Genomic DNA, 26,716 nt, shown 5'->3' on the forward strand with positions numbered 1-26,716 from the left:
TTTTTAAATTTTGTTTTTGTTATAATTTCTGATACAAATTTAAAGGTGAAATAATCCCAAAGACGAGGTCATTTGACACAATTTTTATATTAATTCAATAAAAAGAATTAATTTTAGATATAATTCCACATTTAAAAATGTCAGAGATTCTTAAAAATTACTTCCAGAAGGTTCTTCCCGATTTTACGGATGAAAAGTTTAATTTCATTTTGGATAAAAGCCAGTGGATAAAACTTCAGCGTAAGGAGATCGTATGCAGGCAGGGCGATATCTGTAATCTGAAAATCTTTGTTGCCAAAGGGCTTCTTCGAAATTATTCGACCTCTGAAGATGGCAATGAACATATTCTTCAGTTTGTCAATGAAATGTCTTGGACTACCGATCCCGAAAGCTTCTATAACCATACGCCCTCTAAACTTACGATTGAAGCAATGGAATCATCGGAAATCTTCGCTTTCAATCTTGAAGATTTTGCTGAACTGCGGGAACAGATCCCTGAACTCAATATTTTTGTAGAGAACATCCTGACCCGAAAATCTATGGAAATCCATAAACGGCTTTTGATGAATATCAGCAGCAGTCCGGAAGAAAAATACCTTGATTTCATCAACACTTATCCTGATATTTTCAACAGAGTTCCTCTGCATATGGTGGCTTCTTATCTGGGGCTTTCGAGGGAAACTTTATCGCGTGTCCGCAGAAATATTCTGAAAACCGTTATTTAACCTATTTATAATCAGGCTTGTTTAAATTAAAAAATCCGATGACTAAAAGTGTTTTCGGTATATAAAAGTCACAATCTGTTGATTGTTCTATCCAGGATATCTCAACTTTAAAGTTAAAAATCTTTACGTGAGTTGTTTGGTTTAATTCATTCCGGGCTGCATATCTGTATCATTATTTTTTTTGTTGATCAGATACGCAAAACAAAGATTAGGAATCCAGCAAAGCCATGCTACCAAGGTGTATGACAATTCGGGATTTTCAGTGATTTTGATCAGTAGAGGATCCCATAGTCTGAGGGTGACCGCCGCAAAAGTGCAGGCGTAACTGTAGGTCATCATTTTACGGTGAAGCGTGAAATTGCCTTTCCGGATACAGATAACAGCATAAAGGGTGGTGGCAAACCATGCGATTCCTAAAAAAACAAATCCTAAAGATGTGGTAAAGCCTCCATTTGCAAAAATACCAAGATAAATAGAAGACAGGGAACTGACGAACACAGAGGTGGCATAGATCCATCCGATGATTCTATGCAATCTTAAATATCGTTGGCGAAACTTATTGCCAAATTGTCGCCAACCGATAAAAAGTGAGATTCCACCGAATATTATATGGGAGAAGAATGCCGTTTTCCATATCATGCTTGTCAACAGTTCGGGAGATTTGGAACTTAAAAAAGTATTTTTAGGTTCTACAAATGCATACATCAGCGGATAAGCCCCGATCATAAGCGCGAAGATGCAGAGTACAAGAAATAATGTTTTTTTCATAATGATGACTAAGTTTCTGCAAATCTGCAGGTAATAACTGTCTCAAATGTTCCAAAATGAAAGGTGAACCCCTTTATGAGGCAATATAATCGTAAAAAAGAAAGGCACTATTATTTTTGATCGTCAAATCATCGGATATACTCACCTTGAATTTTTTAAATATTCGCTGGGAGAGCAGTGCTCGTATTTTTTAAAATTTCTGTTAAATGAGGTTTTTGAATTGAATCCGCTTCAAAAGCCAGGGCGAGTATGGTGTATTTATGGTTTTCCGGTAGTATGGCGATTCTTTTGAATTCTTCAACACGCCGCCGGTTGATCTGGTCATAGAAGTTTTTGTTTTCGACATGGTTAATGGTTTGTGAGAGAATATTAGTGTGAACATGCAGCATTTGTGCTACCTGATCCAGCCTAAGCTCAGGGTCTTTAAAGATTTTTTCATGTTCTATCTTCTCAATGAGTCTTTCATAAATATTGGCAATCACATCTTCACCGGCAAAGGTCTTCTGATATTTTACTTTTGAAAGGTCGGCCTCTACTAATTGGTTTTCCTGATCATCTTCCGAATGTACCACCGGAAGATTTAAAATTCCGGCATGGGTAATTCCCAGATAAGCCGCCAGAATGATAAAGGTAGCAACGAGTGAGAATAGCAGAATTTCATTTTTTAATATTACCGCAACCCAGATCAGTGACATCCCTATGATCAAATAATTAACCCAGTTCAGATTGATTTTCTCAGTATTCGATCAATATCCCGGCATAATAAAGAGGGTAGGAGAAATGGGATCTGTTTCAAAATTCATTAAGATAAAGGTATAAATAATATTAAAAGTATTTATTTTAACCGGATCTGCCAATAATAATTAACCCGACAGTATAAAAGGTATAAAGAAATCAGTCATCATTTAAATCTTTTTATTAATTGTAAAAATTACATTTAATTTTATACATTTATTAAATAATACTTTTCGTTCGACAAAAAAGTATAAAGATTCTAAATATAATGACTATGCTCAAACAATTAGCTTTTATCATTTCACTATCTTTTGGCCTAATCACTCATGCACAAACTGCTCATCATACGCTAAGTACGCTCCCGGATTATGTAAGGCATACCGCTGAAAAAGATGCTTTTCGGATGGCCGTAAAGGGAAGTACGGCAAAGATCATGGTAGATCCTGATGACTGGAAAGGTGTCATACGAGCGGCTAATGATCTAGGTGATGATGTGCGTAAAGTGACCGGGGTAGCATCACCGATAATTACCGATGTAAAACCTGCGCCGGGAGCAATTGTTGTAGGAACTATCGGCAAAAGCAAACTGATTGATCAACTGGTAGCCGATGGAAAACTGAACGTAGATGCTCTAAAAGGAAAATGGGAAAGCTTTATAATCCAGACCGTTGGAGACCACCTTGTCATTGCCGGAAGCGATAAGCGCGGTACCATTTACGGGATTTATGATGTTTCTGAAAAAATCGGAGTTTCGCCCTGGTATTATTGGGCAGACGCACCAGTCAAAAAAAGTAACAGTATTTATATTAAGGCAGGCCGTTATCTTCAGGAATCTCCAAAAGTGAAATACCGCGGAATCTTCATCAATGATGAAAGTCCTTCCTTTTCAGGTTGGTCTGCAAAACATTTTGGAGGGATCAATTCTAAAGTTTACAGCCATGTTTTCGAATTGTTACTCCGATTGAAAGCCAATTACCTGTGGCCTGCCATGTGGGGAAATGCTTTTAATGAGGATGACCCCATGAGTCCTGTTCTTGCCGATGAATACGGGATCGTAATGGGAACCTCACATCACGAGCCTATGATGCGTTCACAGAAAGAATACACCAAACGTAAAGATCAGATCGGTGACTGGGATTATGTCACGAATTCAGAAAATCTGAAGAAATTCTGGACGGAAGGCCTGGAAAGAAATAAAAATTATGACAACCTGATTACGATGAGTATGCGCGGAGACGGAGACGTGGCGATGGGAAAAGGCGATGATGCCGAGAATATCAAAACCCTGAAACAGGTGGTCGCCGATCAGCGGGAGATTATCAGGAAAGTCTATGGTAAAAATCCTGCTGAAGTGCCTCAGCTCTGGGCTATTTTTACAGAAGTACAGCGATACTATGACGCCGGAATGAATGTTCCTGATGATGTGACATTACTTTTTTGCGACAATAACTGGGGCTACATTCGCCGTACCGCACCTGCAGTCGAACTCAAACGCAAAGGCGGTTTAGGACTATATTATCATATCGATATGAATGGCGGCCCGTGGAATGACCGTTGGATCAATACGACCACCGTCCCGAAATTGCGTGAGCAGTTCAGTCTGGCCTATCAAAGCGGTATTGACCGTATCTGGATTGTCAATGTAGGAGACCTTAAACCAAAGGAAATGCCGATTGATTTTATCATGCGCTATGCCTGGAATCCCGATGCAATATCCGCCAATCAAACATCTGAGTATATGAAAGATTGGGCAGCTTCAATCTTTGGAGAAGAACATTCAGCTGAAATTGCAGATATCGTCTCAACCTATTCAAAATATAATTTGATGAGAAAGCCGGAAGTACAGGATCCGGAGATTTTTAGTTTTGTCAATTACCACGAAGCTGACCGGGTGGAAAAGCGTTGGCAGGATCTCACGGCAAAAGCCGAAGCATTGGAAAAGAAAATGCCTGAGCAGGCTTTGGATGCTTATTATCAGTTAGTGCTTTATCCCGTAAAAGCTTCAGCGGGTGTCGCTGAAATTTATTTAGCCGCAGGCCGTAACAATCTCTACGCTAAACAAGGCAGGGTAAGTGCTAATATGTATGCTACCCGTGCCCGGGAACTTTTTGAACTGGATAAAAAACTGACTGCCCGTTACAATGATTCTATTGCGAATGGCAAATGGAAAAATATGATGAGCGATGTGCATATCGGTTATAAACAATGGTCGATGCCGAAAGAAAACAGTTTGCCTGTACTCAATGAACTTATCCCTTTGGAATCACCGTCATTGGGCGTAGCGGTGGAAGGCAATACCGATGCCTGGCCCGGTGCAGAAGGAAAAGCGGAACTTCCTCAATTTGACGTGCTGGACAAGCAGCGTTATTACATCGATGTTTTTAACCGTGGAAAAGGGTCACTGCAGTTTATGGCTAAAGCAGATAAACCGTGGATCAAATTAAGTTCGGTAAAAGGCACAACACAAACGGAGCAACGGATTTTTGTTGATATTGACTGGAAAAAAGCGCCGGAAGGGAAAGTGGGCGGCCTGATTCAAATTAGCCAGGGAAAAACGATCGTTCCGGTAGTGGTAAATACTTTAAAAAAGAATACGCCTGTGAGCAAAACGCCTTTCTACGGAGGATATTCAGGTGAATTTTCTATTCCCGCCAATAAATTCAGCAACAAAACTGCTGGTAAAACTGCAGAATGGGTATTGCTACCGGACCTGGGACGGGCAGAAGCCTCTATGGGGATCCATCCTACAACGGCAAAAAGCTCGACACCTGAAAAAGCACCCCGACTGGAGTACCGGATTTTCCTGCCTGAGCCCGGTCCCGCAAACATATTGCTCGGAATTTTACCAACCCAGGATGTTAACCCCGGCCGCGGATTAAGAATAGCCGTTTCCATCGACCATGAAGATCCTGTAATAATTGACGCAAGAAAAGGCTATCACGATGAATTCAAAGAATATACGCCGGAAAATCTCAGCCGTTCAAAAATCCTGAAACCCTTGCCTGAATTCGGACACAATTATGCCCTCATGTCCCGCGGAAAGCCCCGCCGTACCGAAGTCTTTGATAATCAACGATGGCTGAATGCAACAATGAATGTGAAAAACCCGGGTTTGCATACCTTGAACATTTATATGATCGATCCTGAAGTTGTTTTGGAACGGATTATAGTAAACCCAGATGATCGTTACCCAAGCTATTTCGGTGCGCCTGAGAGAAATTAATTAACCTGATTTTTATTCATAACCACAATTCATAAACTTCATAGGATATAAATAAAATGGCGCCAACCTTCTTCAGTTGGCGCTGTTTGGCTTTACAGTAAATGATATTTTGAAATTTAGAACTTGCGGTTACTTGTTGGGCTGGCCCTGGTATAACCGTGTCAAGAAAAATCTCAAAAAACGATTGGATTAGTTTTCATGAGAAATAAAACAACTAGTCTGAAGGTCTTTATAGTATACAAATTAATAAGTTAAGTATAGCTAAATTTTTAATGAGTTGAAAATTAATTTTATTAAAAACGTTTATGTAAAATTTTTTTTCTTAGCTTTATGAATCAAATAACTAAGAACTAATACCATGAAAAATCCAAGATATCATTTTCCCCATCTTATATCGCTAATGTATCTATTCTAGAAGTTTTTTAAAGCTTTCCAGAGATTACATATTTACAATAGATTACTTCTGCTTCTTGCAGATAAAGATCGAAATAAAAAACTACCATAACTATGTTTAAACTTCTACACCCAAGAATTTTCATATTTCTTATGTTTTCGTCTCCATTTTATGCTTATTCCCAATTGGTTGGTTCTGATGTGCAAATGTGGGAAAAGCTAAATCCTTCCTCACGCGAAGCCGTACGATGCAAGGATGAAAACCTTCTGAATTTCCACTGTGGAATCAAAGATAAGCTGTTGAAAAAATATATTAAATACAGCAGGGATAAAAGTCATACGCTGAGTCTTGTGCATGCATCAAAAGAGGACGAGCTGATTTGGGAAAACACAGACAAAAATGTTTCTTTAGGTAATACATTATATACAATAGGAAAAGAATCTAAAAAAATTGGTAAAAGGCCCAGCATATTTTCATTTACCGGTACAGCAAATTCAAAAAATGAAAAATCCGATAGCCTAAAAATAAAGTTTGAAGATCAAAATTTGTATGAAATGATTTTCTTCTCGAAAAAGGCTAAAATAATGGATCTGAATAAAATACATTCTTACCTTTCCATAAAATACGGAATTTCTCTGGAAAAAGGCAAATATTACGGGAGTGACGGAAAAGTAATATGGGATCCCGAAAAGCATGCACCGTATAAAAGTCGGCCGACAGGATTGGGGAGGGATGATGGCAATGAGCTTTATCAAAAACAGTCATCCAACCAGGCTGATCCTTTTCTAGCCATTGGAATTAATGAGATCAAAAGAACAAATTCCGATAATCCAACGATCATTGATAATAATAACTTTGTCATGTGGTCTGACGATAATAAGGCCTTGTCTTTAAAGCCTGAAAAAGATCTTGATGTGCTGGAAAGAAACTGGGAAATCAGTTTTATCGGAAATAAAATTCCCAGGACAGGTTATCAGGTTAGAATTATCAAGGGAACAGTTAACCCTCGCTCACTGCCGCTTTATTACTGGTTGTTGCTTAAAAAAGATAATGGCGATGTTAAAAAAATACCGGGGACCGAAAATGGTAATTTTATAATCTTTAATAAAGTAGATTTCTTAGATGCTTTTGATACGGTAGACAAAACGTATTTCACATTTGCCGTAAGCCTTGTAAAAGACACTAAACCGGATACGTCAAGCCAGGATCCCAGATCCGGAAATACATATAATGAAAAAGATCTTTCATTGGATCTTACAAAGATAGCTCTGTATCCAAACCCGGTAAAGAAAGATCAAAATTTCACCATTGTTTTTCCACCGATGGAAAACCTGATTATTTCTATTTATGACGGGGGCGGAAGGCTTATTGCCCTGGATAAAGTCAGCAGTAATGCCAGATCATATGTCAATCACCTTCCGCTGCAGAGTTCATATCTGGTCAACCTTACTCTGAATGGGAAAATCATAAAAACTTTTAAACTAATCGTAGAATAACTTATACCATGAAAATATACAGAAAACAGCTTCCTTTTACCAGGAAGTCATCCTTGATGTTATGTTTCTTTGCCTGCATGTTGATATGTGCCAGTTTTACGAAACAGGACAGGCAAAAGGTTCGGTCTTTTAAACTCCGAATGATGGATAAATATATCTACCATTCCATAGCAGAAGATATAAATCCAACAGAAGATTCAGAAAAGAATCTCTCAAAGTATAATACTTCTGGTATCATTAAAAGTATAAATAAAGAGGATTCTAAGACTGAATTAATTTCAAATACTGCATTTTCCGAAAGTGAACATTCAGATCGTATTTTTGATTCCGAAGAAAAGCAGGGAACTATCGGCGAATTTTCTGATAATGAATCAGACAACGTATCCGATAACTTTTTCACCATTAATATTCCCGAAATAAACAAACAGAATATCAAAGCATATTTGGTGTATGATCTTTTCGGACTGGATTCCTATAATTCAGTTTCAAGATCAATTAATAAAAATATTGCTTTCGGTGGAAACATTATTGTGGCAAGCAGTAAATGGAGCACTCAGAAAGAAGAAATTTCTTTAAATTCTTTAGAAAAAGGAAAAAATACAATTCTATTTACCTCTTCTCTGAATGGAGTAAAATATAAGGTGCAAAATGTAAAAATTATTTTTGAGAATAATCTTAAACCTTCCGATCATACTTCATCTTTGTTATCAGGCAATAAACTTTATATTAAAGGTCTTGAAAGCGGATCTGTACTTATTAAAGACAAATCTGTATCCTCTGTAAAAGGAGAATATGAAACTTTAATTGAGCTTACAGACACAGATAAAGCAAAAGGCTTTGTGTCTATTACCGATGCAAACGGAGCGAGAGAATATAAAATTCCTGAGAGTAAACCTTCATTCAGGACATTAAGTGAAGAAAAATTTGCTCCTCTTGTCCTTAATATCTCAAAGGACACACAATATACTGAAGCATATGAAAATTCAACCATTACGATTGAAAAAAATTCTGTAGAGAATAATGTTCAGGTTCAGGTTTTAAAGCTTAGAAAAAAAGACTATCCTGCTGTCTCCAAAGACATTAAAAGCATGACTGTAAACTCCGGAGCATATCGTCTGGAAGGCAGTTCAGGAGAATTTACAAAAAATATGATTTTCTCTTTTCCATATGATGAAAAGAAGCTGGGTGCAAGATCTGCAAAAGAACTGAAAGCTTTTTATTTCGATTACACATCGAAAAAATGGAAAGTTGATCCCAGCAGTAAAGTAGATATGGAGAAAAAAGTAGTTATTGTTGAAACAAAAGGAGATACCGACTATATCAACGGAGTTATTTCTGTTCCTGAATCTTCACAGCTTGAAGCGTTTTCCCCTACAAGCATCAGCGGATTAAAAGCCGCAGATCCTACGGCAGGCTTACAATTGATGGATATTCCTACAGCTACACAGAAAGGAGATGCAAGTGCCAATTATCCTATTCGGGTTCCTGCCGGTTTGGGAGGCCTTCAGCCTTCATTATCTATAGGCTACAGCAGTGCAGGAGGAAATGGCTGGATGGGAGATGGCTGGAATATAAACGGATTGTCTTCTATTACCGTGGATACAAGATGGGGAACGCCGGTTTTTAATGAAGGAAAAGAAACAGAGCTCTACTCTTTAGACGGTGAAATGCTTGTATATCCCAACGAATATCTTCCTCACAGACATAATGATGTGAACGAGAACAATACCGCTATCACTACTGAAAAACAGGACAGATCTGACTATACAGATCCTAATGATGGTACAAAAAAACAGTTTTATTTAAGAAAAAACCATGATTTTACACTTATTGAAAGAATAGGAACAGCTCCAAGTAACTATACATGGAAAGTGACTTCTACTGATGGTACTAAAAGGTACTATGGAGGGTCATCAGATTCCATGCTTTCGGGCTCAGGAGGAGTTGTTCACTGGGGACTTCGAATGATAGAAGATGCACATGGTAATAAAATGGAATTTACCTATTATAATGAATTTGCATCAGGGGCTTTTTTCCAGATTAAGAAAATTGAATACGGAAAAAATAAAGATTACAGTGTAAACTTCAATAAAGAAACAAGCATTACCCGACAAGATATCACTGTCAATGCCAAACAGGGAGTTCCGAGATCGGATGCTTTTTTGTTAAAGACCATCGAGGTTAAATACAAAACCGAACTTATCAGAACCTATAAAATGGATTATATAAACGGAGAATTTTATAAAACTCTCCTGAAAAGAATTTATATAGTTCCCAATAATCCGTGTTCTACCACGCTTGCAAAAGCTGCTCAAGATAATAAAGAACCAGAGGATAGCAAAACATCAAACAATAGGGCTCCCATAAGAGATATGGACGATGGAACCGGAGGTAATGGCGGAGGGCCCGGAGGTATAGAGCCTACATGTAACGAGATCTCCGACAGCTATACTTTTGATTATTACAATGATGTAAGAGATGGATCGGGTAGCGTAAAGATATTTGGGCCGGATACTACCATTAATTTTCAGAATGCGTCTAATGATGAACCTTATTCAAATTTTGTAACAAGTTTAATCAGGCCTTCTAAGATCAATGGAAATATAAGTACCGAAACAGGGTTAAATATAAGAATTGCAGCGGGATTAAATTTTTATACTCCCTCAAGTGCAGGTTATGGGCATCTGATGTTTGGTTTCCCTTTCGGCAATTCCACGGCTAAAGCAAGAAACGCCCAACAGCTAATAGATTTCAACGGAGACGGAATTCAGGACATGATTTACAGAAATCCGAAAAGGGGACTGCTTCTAAAAACCGGAAAACTGGATGATCAAGGAAAATTAAGCTTTTTAGAGTCTAAGCAAATTGAAAACTATACCGGAGGTGATTTTTCCTATACGGAAACGAAGACCAAGAATAGGGGATGGGATATGGGAGCCATAATTTACAGTAAATCCGAAACAAATTCTACAACCAAAGGTTCTACGAAAACCTATTTGATTGATGCTAATTCAGATGGCCTGATGGATATTGTACATGACGGAGAAGTCTGGTTCAACAGATTTGATTCTGGTGCCAATACATCTTTCATGACCAGGCATTCAGAATATACGGAGAACATGGTCGTAAAAGCGAAGGCCATACAGGCTCCTATCAAATGGTGCGGGGATATCGGATCTGTACCGGACCCATGTCCGGGAGAACCTGAACCGGATCCGATGGATGTTGGAGATATTGTTAAAGTATGGGTGGCACCAAGAGACGGATATGTGAGGTTTACAGATAATGTTTCAATAGCACCGACATTTGTTTCAGATCCGGCTACCAGTGTATCAGATCAAATGTACTATGGCGTAGAGATCAAAAATCCTACTCCTCAAGTCTGGACTGTTCCAGTTAGTTATGTTAATACAAGGATATATTTAAAACAGCTTTTATCGACAGACGCTCCTCAGAATATTGTTATCAACCGATATAATGATTATTATACTCAGATGCAGACTGTGCCCATGGATCCCAACTATGGTATTCCGAACGGTATTGATAATCCTGACCGCTTATTTGTAAAAAGTGGTGAAAAAATTTATGTAAGACTACACAAGAACAAAGTGAAAAATGTAGCGGTTAATTCAAACCCCAGTATTACTTACGTTGATCAGGTTACGGGAAATGAGATTCCGAATACTTTTGAGTTGTCACAGGATCAGTTTCAGTTAAATAATGGTAATTATGAAAACAATTTTCTTTTAAATAATGCCATTGCGCCAATTCTTTTGGATGCTCCGGGAACAGTCACAATTAATGTATTATCTTTCACTCTCTCCGATTTATCAGATGATATAAAGTTTAGAATTGTGACGGAAGATGTAAATACGGGAGCAATCACGCCACTTATCACTCCGGAAATTTATACCCCATCAAACTTAACAACTCAGGCACATACACTAAACCTGACGGTCAATAATGGTGAAAAGTTCTATCTGAGGTTTATTGTAGAATCTGATTCTTTTACTAATTATGCTGCGACGAACTGGAGTGATAAGATTTCTGTCAATTACCATGCCTCGGTTGCTTACAGTCCCACACCTATAGATATATATTTCTTAGGGATTCCTGAATATCCGTCTTTTGTGGTTACCAAGTTACAACCGAAGCTGGATATTTATGCTGTCCCATATACTGGTTTCTTTAATGGGCCACATGATTTTGGCATCCAGATTAACAAAAATGTTACCAATTTTGCCACTTTGTCAACGGGAAGCTTCTATTATATTATAAAAAAAGGAAATCAGGTTCTTGCAAAAAGAAGAGTTCTTGTTTCCCCAGGGAATAGCACGCTTATAGAACAGAATATGATCGACGGTTCAAATATTTCAGGACTTTCTCCTATTACCTTTTTTACCGGGAATCCTACTTTAGGATCTATAGGTAATGATCATTTGGTAACAGTTGAAGTCTACTGTAAGACTGGCGGCGATTATGAATTGTTTAACAAATATTCTGATTATTTTGCAGGAAAGCCATTCAATATTTATTATGATGGTGCAACAATGTATGGTACAACAACTGCAACTGCAGTAAATACGGCCATGTATAATACAAAATCGATGTTTTTTAACAACTGGGGGCAATTTTTATACAAGCCGGGAGCTTATGACAACTATTTGTATGGGTGGCCTATCAGTTTGTCAGAATTTGCGCAGCCAGCTGCTCCTCAGAATACTTATTCTACCTGTTTAAATATCCCAAATGTACAAAATAATTATGACGCTTTAGCCGATTGTATTTTAGCGACAACACCTGATCCTAATGCAGGGAATAGTACTGTTTCACAAATTATATCTCCTCTGAAGCCTCAATTTACAAAATATGGAAGACAAAGAGTTGAACGCTGGGTTGGTTCAGGACCTGAACAGTACGCGTCAGGAGAAGCTTTCAAAACAGATGATGAGGTTACCTATTTTACAGATCCTGTTCCTACGGTTCCTCTTGTAACACCAACAACCTATACTTCCGGGCAGCTTTCAGTGGATACCAGTATGAAGGCAATCAGCAGGGATCAAAGTAGTGGTTCACATAATAAAACGCAGGGAGGAAGTTTAGGGCCTGTAAGTGGAGGAAACTCGGAAACGACGCTTAACGGGCCAAGTATCGAGACACAGACTTTCTCAGATATGAATGGAGACGGTTATCCTGATATGGTTTATCCTTCATCAATGCAGCTTACTAATTCTACGGGAAGTCTAGAAGATATTCAGCTTGTTTCTTATGGCGATTATCCTACGAACTCTTTAAGCTATATGAAAAGCAACTCAGCCGGATTCTCATACAATAGTCCCCCGGTAACAGGCAGAATCGGAGCACATGGAGATAACGGGACATCCACTGAGCCGGATACGGGAATGCCCTGGTCAGGAAGTGCAACAGTAAGCGCAAGTCTTAATCAGTATTATAATTCATATGATGCAGGTTCAGGATTTTGGATGGATATCAATGGCGATGGCCTTCCTGATAGAATAAGAGGAGGAAATACGCCTAATATGACAGTTGCTTTGAATTTAGGTAAAAGCCTGGGAGCTGATGGAACTTTCCAAAATATGATTACTTATAAATCTCATCCGAAAGCAAGCTTCAGTATTTCATTAGGTGCAGGGCTAGGATCTTCGGCTAACCTTGGAGCACTATCCAGCTTTGGTTTTGGAATCAGTGCAGGCGTAAGCGCAGGAGCTTCAACGGGAACAGCAGATGTAGTATATGAAGACGTAAACAGTGACGGTTTAATAGATATTCTTGAAGTGGCTTCTAATGGATCTACTACAGTGAGGTATAATCTTGGAAACAGTTTTGCTACAGGAGTAGCCTTAATGAAGAGTGGGGGAAATATTGATTTTGCAGATGAAACAAGATCATTCAACGGATCGTTCTCTTTCGGAGGAGACTATATGTTTAATATGGGTCCGATTACCCTTATTCCTCCGGTAGTCGTATTAATTCTTTGGATTAAAGCCGGAGCCGGGGCAACCGTGAACTTAGGAATGAACGTCTCTGAAACAAGAAAAGCATTCAAGGATATGAATGGTGATGGATTTACAGATTTAGTTCAGGATACAAACAGTGGATTTATTGTCAATTACTCACAGGTTGGAAGAACAAATAAATTAAAAACAATTACAAATACCTTCTCAAAAGGAACCTATTTATTGGATTATAAATTAGCGAGAGCAAATTATAGTAATCCCTATGCAAAATTTGTGGTTAAAAGTATAAGTGTTCTCGAGCCGGATGCATTTTCGGCAAAATATACGACAAATCAGGGGACCAGGATGGAAACCCTATACGAGTTTCGAAACAGGAAATATGACAGAAGAGAAAGAGAAGATTTTGGTTTTGATACTGTTGTTAAACAGGAAATGAACAATGGTTCAGCTGTAAGAACTACCACGGATAAATATTTTAATAATTCTTATTTGTTAAACGGAATACTGAATCAGACTACAGTCGTAGGCAGTGGTGGTACGCTGTCAGATGTGAAGTATAATTATAAATTGAGAAAATTTATGATGAATGCAACACTTATCAATCTGAATTCCGATTTAGCTTTCAATTATGACAGTGGCGGCAGAGAAGGCAGAAAAATGGCAATTGCTTTATTGAACGAAAAAATAAAAACGGCTTATGAATCCGGAGGAAGTATTGTTACAACAGAAAAGTTTACATATACCACAAAAGGTCTTCTTGAAAAGTATCAATATACAAGTCCGTCAACGTCTTATAATACCAATATTTCTTATCAGGCATTCAATAACAATATTATCGGTGTACCTACCCTTGTTGAGGTATACAAAGGAACTACAAATTCACAATTATTGAGAAGAAGAAGAGCTCTCAATATCAACCCGAACAATGGAGATGTAGGTACTTATGCCGTGTTTGATGGTACTAATAATATTACCACCGATATTCTGTATAATACTGCAGGAAATGTAACAAAAGTCACTTATCCTCCAAATGATAATTTGCAGAGATATTTCATTAATTATACCTATGATGATGGACCAACTGAGACAGGTAAATATGTACTTGAAGTCAAAGATGTCTTCAACATTAAATCTACGGCAACCTACAATCCGCTTTTCGATGTGGTGACAAGAAAAGTTGATACCGGTGGAAATGCAATGGTGTTTACCTATGACGGTTTCGGAAGAACGAGAACGATCATGGGACCAAACGAAATTGCAAGCGGTTCTACGGTACCGACCGTAAAATACAGATACTGGTTTGATCATGCAGGAATTGCAAACAACGATGCTACCATTAAACTTTACAGGGCGTCCACCTCAAACTATGATCCTGAATATGCAAGTTCCGGAAACACCATTATGACGGATACCTATTCCGATTTTCTGGGAAGAGTTATACAGACCAAAAAAGATATCGATCTGTATGGATACGAAGCAAGAATAGTATCGGGTAGGACAACATATGACGGTTTAGGTAGAGCACTCGTTCAATATATTCCGTCATCTGAAGGTTTGGGCAGTCAAAATCTGAATGGTTCATTTGGCGGACCTAATACTTCTAATGTATATGATAGCCGCGACAGGGTTATCGCATTTACAGATGAAGATGGTGTCGTAAAATATACAAAATATGCTATCGACAATAACCTGTTTAAAACAACGGAAGAATTTTCAAATGAAAAATCAGAAGCATACACCAATGCAGAAGGCAGATTAGTTCAAAAAGACGATTATCTTGATAATCAACCATTGACGACCAACTTTAAATACAATACGCTGGGAGAACTTATTTTCGTAAGAGATCCCGAAGGAATAGAAACGTTCTATGATTATGATCTTGTAGGAAGACGTACACATCAGCAACATCCTGATAAAGGAAAAACGGAATACGAGTATGATCAGGCGGGAAATCTTTTAAGACTTACAACAGATAATCTGGTGAATGATTCAAGCATAAGCACTCATTTCATATTCTATAAATATGATTACAACAGATTATCAGGAATTGTATTACCTGATCTGCCTTCAGGTGATCCAAACCCAAATAGTGTATATTACGAATACTACCCTTCGACCGCAGCGAATAATAATGCAGGAAAAATTCGTGTAAAAGATGACGGTTCCGGAAGTACAAAATATACCTATGGAAGAATGGGTGAGGTACTTACGGAAGTACGGACCGTACGGGGATATAATATTCCTGAAAAGTATTTTAAAACCTACTTTAATTATGATAGCTGGAATCGTATCACTAAAATTAAATATCCTGATGATGAAATTGTTTCTTACCATTATGATAGAGGTGGAAACCTTAAATCGGTAAATAATAATAATGGTGAAACCTACATTCAGAATATTGATTACAATGGCCTGGAGCAGCGTATAAATATCAAATATGGTAACGGAACTTCCCAAACTTATCAATACGATTCACAGAGAAGATTGAATTATTACTCATTATTTGATCAATCAAACAATCAGATGCTAAGTAATTCATACAGATATGATGAATATTCCAATATCACTAAAATCAGAAATATTGCTAATCCTTTAGCAAATGGAATGGGCGGAGCATTTGAATTTGAACTCGGATATGATACTTTAAACAGATTGATTGGAACCAGAACAAGTACAACCATCGACCAGGGGGAGGAAATGCCACCGATAACATCAAATGATATGGTGAAGTCAACCTATAAACTTGAAATGCAGTATAATAAGGTCGGAGGAATTGTCAGAAAAGTCCAACATCATGAAAGAGATCAGATTGTAGTTCCGGAAAATACATATGAAAACAATTATACCTATATAGATCCTACGCATAAGCTTGATAAAGTAGATGACAGTGCAACAGGTAATACAGAAACATTTGAATATGACCATAATGGTAATGCTGTAAACCACACCGATAATAATGGAACAAGAAAAATGTTCTGGGATGAGCAGGACCGTATGAAAGCATTCTATAATGATAATACTGGAGTTTATCAATATCATACTTATGACGATAAAGGAGAAAGAGTAATCCGATACGGATTAGAAGCGCCTACACAACTTTATCAGAATGGAGCACCTGTAATTATTGATGATCTTAGAATGATCGATTATAAATTGTATCCGAATCCTTATGTAACGGTGAGTTCTACAGGACAATATACAAAACATTACTTCGAAGGTTCAAAAAGATTTGCCAGCAGACTCATGGATGGTGCTGATCGATTTGATGATCCTTCAGTATTATACAGCAGCAGAACTTCTGACGATAAAGCAGAAAAGAAAGCAGATACGGAAGCAGACTTTAAGCGGTACCTCCAACAAACAGACTTGGGGAGTAACGTTTCTGTCGAGCTAAGGGAAGTGTATCAGCATCCTGATTTATATTATCTGCATGGCGATCATTTGGGAACAGCAAATTTTGTTACCAATTCACAAGGTGATGCAACACAATTTTTCCTAAATTTACCATTCGGAGAAACCATGCTGGAGCAGATGGACGGATCTTATGACAATCCATATAAATTCAATGCAAAAGAGTTGGATGAAGATACAGGGCTGTACTATTATGGTGCGAGGTATTATAATACAAGATTGAGTATTTGGTATGGGGTGGATCCATTGGCAGGAAAAATGCCAAGTTGGTCGCCGTATGTATATACATTTGATAATCCAGTAAGATTCACAGATCCTGACGGAATGGCACCGAAAGACATTATTTATTTAAATAATGACGGTAGTATTAATAGAGTTGTTAATAATGGGTCTAAATATATTACTCTGGTTCATAATAATAAATCTTTATTACTAGGAAATCTTCCCATGTCGAATGCTTATGGTTTTAATATGAAAGCAAGTAAAAATGTTATTGCCTATTATGGTTCAAAAATTGGGGCGACAAATATTAGTACAACATCGGAAAGAAGTAACAACTCCACCGCATATTATAATAATAATGGAGGTATTATTTTTAATGCTCAGAAGAACGGCTATCTTCATCCTATGGTAAATAATAAATATGATTTAATGAACATTACATATCATGAAAACATGCATAAATATGACGATAATCATAATATTGAAGCTTCTACTTTTTATTCTCATGCCGTGGTTGCTAATAAAGCTGTTAGTCATTGGACATTTAAAGAATCATCAACAATCCATCAAGAAGGTGAAGTGGGATATTTTTCACAATTAATAATGAATTCATATTATCAAGAAGGAAATACAGAAAAAGCAGATGATTTAATAAAAGATTTTAATACTAACAAATCAGGTTATTCGTTATTATTTGATAAATCAAGTGGGAAAATGTATATCAATACTCCAGATAATAAAACTAAATCTGTAACTTATGAAAAATCTAATAGCGCTCCTAATCTTAAATAGTTTTTTTTTATTAAGCTGTACCAAAAGTTCGTTAGAACAAAAAATAACAGAAAAGAATAGTTTTTGGTATATTTTCGCATACAACAAAGAAGAAGACATTTATGAAAATATTAATTATGGATACATATTTTATCCTGATGGAAGTATTGACTATAAGGGTTTTGATTTTTCAACCAACTCTTTAAAGAGTTTTAGAATGGATGACGTTAAGCAGATTATGAAATGGAATTATCAACAAAAAGATAATGTTCTGGAAATAGAAAATAAGACATATGATGTATTAAAGTTTAAAGTAGACACTTTAATATTACAATACTCAAATGACAAAAAGAAAAGAATTTTAATTAATCTACAAACTAAGAATCCAAGTCAACTTAAGTCACTTAGATTATAGAATAAAGAGGCTGTCCAAACTTTGAGACAGCTTCTTGTTTTTGTGTAAATATTTTTCAGTAAAATAAAAACTAAAAAGTCTTTGAAATATTATCTGCATGGCGATCATTGTATATGAATTAAACACTTATTATAAAGAAATTAATATGCCAATGAAAATGCTAAAGATCCAGATCATAATTATAACTGACAATTTATCTGAGAATGGTAAAATCAATGCAATGAAGTCTGCAGTTGATTTAAAAAATAAAATAATTGATAAATACAATTACAAATAGTTAATAAATTTATTAGATTATAATTTTTAAGCGGATAGTTAAGAACATTTTAAAATTAAGATAATTAGACATATATTAGGAAAAGTTTTTTGAATACACAGATCGATTGTATAACAACCCGTATAAGTTCAATGCAAAAGAACTGGACGATGATACTGACTGTATTATAATCCGAGATTGAGTATTTTGGTATGGTGTGGATCCACTGACAGGAAAAATGCCAGGTGGGTCGCAGTATGTATATACGTTTGATAATCCTATAAAATGTTGATCCAGATGGTAGAATGCCTGTTCCTCCAGATGATCATTTTGATTAAATTTTTATGTATTTTTTTTTAGAATCTTTATATTATGCTATTGTTAATGATTTATGCATTAATTAAAAAAATAGTATCGATGTAATGAACTGAGATTCCCTTTTAATTACTTAATCAAATATTTCACAAGTCTTTTTTTCCGTTTCACATTCAAACTAATTAATTTCTCTGATTCAATATTTATTTTTACATTCATAAAAAAATCCTGTTGTTTCTATGATTGATAAAAAGAAAAATCTTTTGTACGGCTTAAAAAAAAGACTTTTGATCTGGACAACAGCATTCTTGTTTTCCTATATTTTCATTTATCTGATTGATCCTTTTTATTATAAAGACCTGATCAATAAACCTTTTATCTATTTGGCCGAAGATTTTTTCTGGGTATTCTTTTTTTCAGTAGTCATTGCAGAAGTGAGTCTGCTTATCGATTATTACTTAAATAAAAAATTGTCGTGGAACGAGAGAAGCATAAGAAGACTTTTGATTCAGACCGTGTTCCAAATCATTGGCAGTGTAGGCATCGTCACTTTGCTTAATTTTATTTTTGAAGGTTTTTCAGATTCTACAAATGTTGATTATCGAAAGGAAATCGTACTCATTTCCCAATGGATTGCCACCAACATCGTCGTTTCATTATTGATAAGTGCTATCAATACAGGGAGTTTTCTATTGGAAAACTGGAAAAAAACCGCTTTGGAAGCCGCTCAGCACAAACTGAAAGCTTCCGAACACAAAAGAGCCGCAATGGCAGCCGAACTTCAGGCATTAAAGCTTCAGATTGATCCCCATTTTATATTTAATAATTTAAGTGTACTGTCTGAATTGATTCTGGAAGACCAGCAATTGGGGTACGACTATTCCGAAAGTTTTGCGAAAGTTTACCGTTATCTTCTGGTCAACTCAAAAAAAGATGCCATTACATTGGATGAGGAGCTGAAATTTTTGAATTCATACATTTATTTAACTCAAAAAAGAATCGGTGAAGGCGTGCATTTTGATATTTCTGTTAATGAAAAATTCAGACAGTTTTTACTTCCGCCTTTAGCGCTTCAGTTTCTAGTCGAAAATGCCTTAAAGCACAACCAGACCTAGAAAACCAATCCTTTAAAGATTACTATTTCGAGTACAAATGATAAATATATATTGGTTCACAATAATTTAGTTCCGCTAATTCATCAGAGTAAATCTGCCGGTTTGGGAATAAAAAACATCATCAGCCGGTTTGAGTTTTTAGGGGATAGAAAGCCAATTATTATTAAAACAGATAAAGATTTCATCTCAAAAATTCCATTATATGAAAATCAATAAGATATTAATCATTGAAGATGAAAAACCGAATGCCGACCGGCTCAAAAGGTTGCTGCTGAAACTTCGCCCGTCTGTGGAAATCCTTTCCGTGGAAGATTCTGTTTCTTCGGCTGTACACTGGCTTGAAAACAACAGTGCTCCGGATATGATTATGATGGATATTCGTCTTTCAGACGGTTTGAGCTTTGAAATATTCAACAGGTTTGATGTCAAAACGCCGGTCATATTTACTACAGCTTATGACGAATATGCGGTAAAAGCTTTCAAGTATACAGCGTCGATTATTTGTTGAAACCGATTGAGGAAGAAGAGCTCGAAGATGCTTTAAAAAAGTACGAAAATTCTATAGAAACTTCGGTTTCTTACGCCACAACGATTGAAGGTTTGCTTAATTATATTCAACCCAAAGATTACAGAAAACGTTTTCTTCTGGCGCATCGTGATGGTTACAAAACTGTTTTGGCAGAAGATATTTTATATTTTTATACTGAACATGGTGTCAGCAAAACAATGCTTAAAACCGGGATTATAGAAACCGTCCCGCAAACATTGGAAGAACTGGAAAAACAGCTCGACCCTAAAGTTTTTTTCAGAGCCAACCGGCAGTTTATCGTCCACATCGATTCTGTGGTGCAGGTTTTTAATCATTTTAACGGAAAACTGAAACTCGAACTTAAAAAGCAGCCTGAAATAGATGTTATTGTAAGCCGTGAAAAAGCTTCTGTTTTTAAAACCTGGATGGATTATTAAAATAATTTTATTTCATTAAATAATGAACGTCTCTGTGAAATTTTACAGAGACGTTTGTTTTGGATTTTATAGTCTATAAAACTAAAAAATTTTATTTTCCTTCTGCTACGTTTCAACTGCAAATAATTCCGTTTCGCTTCATTTGTTCGTCAAATCAGCTGTTATACAACCTTACTTTGCAGTTGGTTAGAAGTAAAATAAATATTATGAAATATAAAACAGAGTATTTGGCATTGTCAATTTCGATGGCTGTGATGACGTATTCCTGCAATCCGGGAAACGCGCAGGAGAATAAAATGCAGACGGCAGCAATACCGACAGATTTTATTCAGTTAAAACCAGGAAATGCCGATGTTTCCACAGGTTATCCCGGAAGTATCGAAGGACAGGACAATGTGGATATTAAAGCACAGGTTACAGGATATCTTGATGCGGTTTACGTCAAAGAAGGTCAGTATGTGAATAGAGGGCAGGCTTTGTTTAAAATAAATCCCTCCGTTTACAACGAACAGGTCAACAATAGCGATGCAGCTCTGAAAGCTGCTTTGGCAAGTCAGGCCAACGCCAGGCTGGAAGTGGAAAAACTAAAACCTTTGGTGGCGGGAAATGTAGTTTCTGATGTTCAGCTTAAAACAGCTCAGGCCAATTACCAGTCGGCTTCAGCACAGGTTGCACAGGCGAGGGCCGCTTTAGGTTCATCTAAAATCAATGCCAATTTCACCTATATTAAAGCACCTGTAAGCGGTTATCTTGGCAGAATTCCCAACAGAATCGGAAACCTGATTTCGCCATCCGATACGTCTCCTTTAACCACCCTTTCGAATATCAGTTTGGTGAATGTTTATTTCACGATGAGTGAGGCCGATTTTATCAGGTATAGCAAAATGTCAGCTTCAGAAAATCATACAGGAAACATAGAACTTGTTCTTGCCGACGGTTCGGTTTACAATTATAAAGGAAAATTAGAAACTGCAAGCGGAAATTTCGACAGAACAACAGGAAGCATTCAGATGAAAGCCGTTTTCCAAAATCCTGGTAAACTTCTGAGAGCAGGAGGAACCGCAAGAGTTTTAATTCATAAAAATGTAGATGCCGTTTTAAAAGTCCCTAAAACTGCCGTGAAGGATATTCAGGATAAATTTTTTGTCTATAAACTCAATGGCAAAAAAGTGCAGATGATTCCCATTGAAGTTTCAGAAACAACATCGCAGGATTACTTCGTTTCGTCTGGAATAAAGTCGGGTGACAAGATTGCCGTCAACAGGATTGATGCGCTGACTGACGGTGCGTATGTCGTTCCGAAAATTGTTTCTGCAAAGTAATTAATCATTCAAATAAAGAAATTTAAAATGTTAAAAAAAATAATAGACCGTCCTGTCTTAGCCACTGTAATTTCCCTAATCATCGTGATATTGGGAATTATCGGGCTGAATCAGCTGTCGGTGACCCGTTTCCCGGATATTTCTCCTCCTACGATTACGGTTTCCGGTTCTTATCCCGGCGGAAATAGTGAAACGGTTATCCGTTCGGTTGTGACACCGCTTGAGGAACAGATCAATGGGGTAGAAGATATGGTTTATATCAAATCTAATGCAAGCAATGATGGCTCTTTTTCGATTTCCATTATTTTTAAACAGGGGGTTAATGCAGACCAGGCTGCGGTCAATGTACAAAACAGAGTTCAGCAGGCAACGCCAATTCTTCCGCAGGAGGTTGTTAGAATGGGTTTGACGACGTCCAAACAGCAGAACAGTATGGTGATGATTTTCAATATTTACACAGATGATAATAAAAAATATGACGAAACTTTTCTTCAGAATTATGCTAATATTAATCTGATTCCACAGGTGAAAAGGGTGAAAGGGGTTGGACAGGCTCAGGTTTTCGGGACGAAAGATTACTCGATGAGAATCTGGCTGAATCCACAGAAAATGTCATCTTACGGTCTTGAACCGACTGATATTTCCAATGCCATTGCCGACCACAGTTTAGAATCTGCTCCCGGAAAATTGGGTGAAGAATCTGATGCCGCGTTGGAATACGTAATCCGGTACAAAGGAAAAAAGAACAAACCCGAAGAATATGAAAACATCATTGTAAAGAATAACGGAACGCAGCTAATCAGGCTGAAAGATGTTGCCCGAGTGGAATTTGGCTCGATTTCTTATAGCGGAGACAACCTCTCCAACGGACAGAATGCAGTTACCATTGCGATTTTGCAGACCACAGGTTCCAATGCGAATGAAATTGAAATCGGTATTGATAAGACAATTGAACAGCTTTCAAAATCATTTCCGCCGGGTATCAAATTTACCAAAGTTATGAGTACGAAGGAAAAGCTGGATGAAGCGACCAGTCAGGTAAAATCTACCCTGATTGAGGCGTTTATTTTGGTTTTCATTGTCGTTTTACTGTTTCTCCAGGATTTCCGGTCGACGATCATTCCGGCGATTGCGATTCCTGTGGCAATTATCGGGACCTTCTTTTTTCTTTTGGTATTAGGATTTACCATTAACGTTTTGACGCTTTTCGCGTTGGTTTTAGCTATCGGAATTGTCGTTGATGACGCGATTGTTGTTGTGGAAGCCGTTCACAGCAATATGGAAGGAACCAGTCTTTCGGGAAAAGAAGCGACCCACAAAGCGATGCACGAAATTACGGGAGCGGTTATATCCATCACATTGGTCATGTCGGCAGTATTTATTCCGATTGGCTTTATGTCGGGGTCTGCGGGATTATTTTACAAGCAGTTTGCCTATACTTTAGCGATTGCTATTATTATTTCTGCCGTTAATGCATTGACTTTAACGCCTGCGTTATGCGCTGTTTTTCTTAAAAATAATCGTTCAGGAGACCATCGCGAGCTGCCAAAAAATTTCACCCAAAGATTTTCAGCAGCTTTCAATGCCGGTTTTAATAATATGACCGGCCGTTACATCCGCGTATTAAGATTTCTGGTAAAAAGAAAATGGGTTGCCGCAGGTCTGGTTGCAGGAGTTATCGGTTTGTCTGCCTGGTTAATGACGAGTACGCCGAGAAGTTTTGTGCCGATGGAAGATGACGGTTTTATGATGTATTCTCTGAGTATGCCTCCAGGAACCGGCTTGGCAAAAACTACGGAAGTTACCAACCAGGTAAATAAAATTTTTAAAAGTATTGAGGCTGTTGAAACCAATACATCCATCAGTGGCTTTAATCTTTTGAGTAATGGTTCCGGTCCTGCTTATGCAATGGGATTTGTAAAACTTAAACCTAAAAAAGAACGTGGTAAAATTCAGGATATTGATGAAGTGATGAAAATAATCGACAAAAAATTATCCGTGATTAAAGAAGGCAGTATTATGACGTTCAGAATGCCACCCGTTGAAGGTTATGGCGTTACCAATGATGCAGAAATCGTTTTGCAGGACAGAATGGGAAGAAATTCACAGGTTCTCAAGGCGAAGGCCGATGAATTAATCGGACAGCTGATGCAATTGCCGGAAGTGGGTTCTGCCTACACAACGTTCCGTGCGGATTACCCTCAATTAGAACTTGAAGTGGATGAAGACAAAGCGAAACAGCTGGGAGTAAGTATTTCAGGATTATTTGGGACAGTTCAGACCTATTTTTCCGGAGACCAGTCGCAGAATTTTTCAAGATTCGGGAAGTTTTACAGAGTCAATATTAAGGCAGATGGAATTTTCAGAATGGATGAAAAGGCTTTCAACGATATTTTTGTGAAGAATAATAAAGGCGAAATGGTTCCTGCAAGCACTTTGATAACCCTCAAAAAAGTATATGGACCCGAATCAGCCGAAAGATATAACCTTTACAATTCCCTTAATATATTGATTACCCCAAAACCGGGAGTAATCAACGGAGAACTGTTAGGAAAACTTGAAAAAACGCTCAACAACTTACCTTCCGACTACAGTTATGAATGGACAGGTTTAAGTCTGGAAGAAAAATCTTCAGGAAATCAGACGATTGCCATTTTCGGACTATGTCTGCTGTTCGTTTATCTGTTATTAGCGGGACAGTACGAAAGTTACATTCTGCCTTTGGCGGTAATGCTTTCCATACCAACAGGAGTTGTCGGCGCATTCCTGGGAATCAAAGCCATTGGACTGGACAATAATATTTATGTGCAGGTCGGTTTGATTATGTTGATTGGACTTTTAGCAAAAAATGCCATTCTGATTGTAGAATTCGCCGTTCAGAGGAGAAAATCAGGATTATCGATTATTGAATCCGCATTGGAAGGCTCAAAAGCGAGATTGCGTCCGATTATTATGACGTCTCTGGCATTTATCGTCGGGATGATTCCATTAATGCTTTCTGCAGGAGGTATGGCTTCAGGAAACAAGTCAATCAGTGTAAGCGCAGCAATGGGAATGTTAAGCGGAGTCGTTCTGGGAGTTTTTGTTATCCCGGTTTTATATATGTTTTTTCAATATGTAGATGAAAAAATTTCTTCCAAAAAATCACCTGTCGCACCACAAAATCAGATTTCAAATGAAAATATTTAATATCAAACAAATTCTTATTGGTGGAGCAGTTACGTCAATTTTAGTGTCCTGTGCTATCCAAAAAGAGTATAAAAGACCGGAACTAAACATCCCTGAAAATTATAAACAACAAGTTCGGGTTACGGGAGACACCATTCTTTTACCTTGGAAAACATTTTTCAAAGACCCGAAATTGGTCACGTTAATTGAAAAAGCTTTAGATAAAAATAACGAAATCAATATTGCTTTAAAAAATATTGAACAGCTTGATTTGGCTTACAAACAGGCAAAAAATACTTTGATGCCTACTTTGGATTTCAAAGCAGGAGCCAACAGGACCTGGGCGTCTAAAAATAGTTTGAACGGTTCATTGAATGAACAATTTACTGGAACAAAATATCTCGATGATTTTAATGCTAATTTGAGTTTGTCCTGGGAAGTTGATATTTGGGGTAAAGCAAAAATGCAGAAAAAGTCTGCCGCAGCAGAATATTTTGTTCAAAAACAAAATAGAGATGCTGTAAAAAGTCGAATTATTGTTGAAGTTACAAAAGCTTATTATAATCTCTTAAGTCTGGATGAACAGTTAAAAATTGCCCGACAAAACATTGAACTAAGTGACAAAACACTCGTAATGATGAAGCTGCAATATACTGCCGGACAAATCAATTCTTTGGCCATTCAACAATCTGAAGCACAGAAGAAAACAGCCGAACTTCTGGTTCCTTTGGCTCAGCAGAATATTTCTGTTCAGGAAAATGCATTGAGTATTCTTTGTGGCGAATATCCGGGTTCTGTAGAAAGAACTGAGAATTTTGAAGCATTAATCATTGACAATCAAATGTCTTCAGGAATTCCCGCTCAATTGTTAAGCAGAAGACCAGATTTAAAAGCTGCCGAATTAAGTGTAATAAGTCTGAATGCAAAAACAGGACTGGCAAAAGCGGCGATGTATCCAAGCATCAGTTTGTCACCTCAGATTGGAGTTAATTCGAATGAAATTAATACCTGGTTTGACCTTCCGGGTTCAATTACAAAAACTTTAGCCGCCAATTTAGCAATGCCACTATTAAATAAGAGACAACTGAAAACCGGTTATGAAACGGCGATTATCGAACAGGAAAAAGCCGTTATCAACTTTAAGCAGACTTTGTTGACTGCAGTGGGCGAAGTTTCTGATGCGATGGCAAAATCCCAGGGAAGCATTGAGAGATTAAATCTTTTGGAGCAGCGGACTGTCATTCTGGAAAAGGGAATCAACGATGCGATGAAACTTTACAAAAGCGGGATGGCCACTTATCTGGAAGTAATTACCGCCCAGAATAATAAGCTGCAAAATGATCTGGAACAAATCAACGTCAAAGTTGAAAAACTGAATTCTAATATTGACCTTTACAGAGCTTTGGGTGGAGGAATTGATTAAAAACTATTTATTT

Annotated in this window: 13 protein-coding genes; 11 read left to right on the plus strand and 2 right to left on the minus strand. The window is 37.3% G+C overall.

Annotated elements, in window-relative coordinates:
• Nucleotides 1–137: 137 nt before the first annotated feature.
• On the plus strand, nt 138–725 hold the full coding sequence (locus tag AC0N32_RS14405; RefSeq protein WP_476394554.1) for a Crp/Fnr family transcriptional regulator: 588 nt from the start codon (nt 138–140) through the stop codon (nt 723–725).
• A gap of 141 nt (nt 726–866) precedes the next feature.
• On the opposite strand, the gene AC0N32_RS14410 is transcribed toward AC0N32_RS14405, so the two are convergent.
• Nucleotides 867–1,493 carry a DUF2306 domain-containing protein gene (locus AC0N32_RS14410; RefSeq protein WP_476394555.1) on the minus strand — a complete coding sequence of 209 codons (627 nt, stop codon included), beginning with the start codon at nt 1,491–1,493 and terminating at the stop codon, nt 867–869.
• Nucleotides 1,494–1,648: 155 nt separating this feature from the next.
• Nucleotides 1,649–2,188, minus strand: a complete 540-nt coding sequence (locus tag AC0N32_RS14415) for a hypothetical protein (RefSeq protein WP_476394556.1) — start codon at nt 2,186–2,188, stop codon at nt 1,649–1,651.
• A 314-nt stretch (nt 2,189–2,502) separates the two neighbouring features.
• Here AC0N32_RS14415 and AC0N32_RS14420 point away from each other — a divergent pair, with 314 nt between their 5' ends.
• From AC0N32_RS14420 to AC0N32_RS14465, 10 genes are all read left to right on the plus strand, one after another.
• Nucleotides 2,503–5,451: a glycosyl hydrolase 115 family protein gene (locus AC0N32_RS14420; protein ID WP_476394557.1), complete on the plus strand. Its 2,949-nt coding sequence runs from the start codon at nt 2,503–2,505 to the stop codon at nt 5,449–5,451.
• 507 nt (nt 5,452–5,958) lie between these two features.
• Entirely contained in the window at nt 5,959–7,341 is a 1,383-nt protein-coding gene (locus tag AC0N32_RS14425) for a T9SS type A sorting domain-containing protein (RefSeq protein ID WP_476394558.1), read from the plus strand.
• 140 nt (nt 7,342–7,481) lie between these two features.
• Nucleotides 7,482–17,744: a SpvB/TcaC N-terminal domain-containing protein gene (locus AC0N32_RS14430; RefSeq protein ID WP_476394559.1), complete on the plus strand. Its 10,263-nt coding sequence runs from the start codon at nt 7,482–7,484 to the stop codon at nt 17,742–17,744.
• Complete coding sequence (locus AC0N32_RS14435; RefSeq protein WP_476394560.1) at nt 17,710–18,138, plus strand: hypothetical protein; 429 nt, start codon at nt 17,710–17,712, stop codon at nt 18,136–18,138. Before AC0N32_RS14430 ends, AC0N32_RS14435 begins: the two co-directional genes overlap by 35 nt.
• Nucleotides 18,139–18,948: 810 nt before the next feature.
• Nucleotides 18,949–19,824 (plus strand): sensor histidine kinase, encoded by an 876-nt coding sequence (locus AC0N32_RS14440; protein WP_476394561.1) that lies wholly within the window; start codon nt 18,949–18,951, stop codon nt 19,822–19,824.
• A 202-nt stretch (nt 19,825–20,026) separates the two neighbouring features.
• Complete coding sequence (locus AC0N32_RS14445; protein ID WP_476394562.1) at nt 20,027–20,332, plus strand: LytR/AlgR family response regulator transcription factor; 306 nt, start codon at nt 20,027–20,029, stop codon at nt 20,330–20,332.
• Nucleotides 20,326–20,790 (plus strand): LytR/AlgR family response regulator transcription factor, encoded by a 465-nt coding sequence (locus AC0N32_RS14450; protein ID WP_476394563.1) that lies wholly within the window; start codon nt 20,326–20,328, stop codon nt 20,788–20,790. Before AC0N32_RS14445 ends, AC0N32_RS14450 begins: the two co-directional genes overlap by 7 nt.
• A gap of 206 nt (nt 20,791–20,996) precedes the next feature.
• Nucleotides 20,997–22,112, plus strand: coding sequence for an efflux RND transporter periplasmic adaptor subunit (locus tag AC0N32_RS14455; protein WP_476394564.1), 1,116 nt, complete (start codon nt 20,997–20,999; stop codon nt 22,110–22,112).
• 27 nt (nt 22,113–22,139) lie between these two features.
• Entirely contained in the window at nt 22,140–25,301 is a 3,162-nt protein-coding gene (locus tag AC0N32_RS14460) for an efflux RND transporter permease subunit (protein ID WP_476394565.1), read from the plus strand.
• Entirely contained in the window at nt 25,288–26,703 is a 1,416-nt protein-coding gene (locus AC0N32_RS14465) for an efflux transporter outer membrane subunit (protein WP_476394566.1), read from the plus strand. Before AC0N32_RS14460 ends, AC0N32_RS14465 begins: the two co-directional genes overlap by 14 nt.
• Nucleotides 26,704–26,716 lie beyond the last annotated feature (13 nt).

This window comes from Chryseobacterium endophyticum, assembly GCF_056333165.1.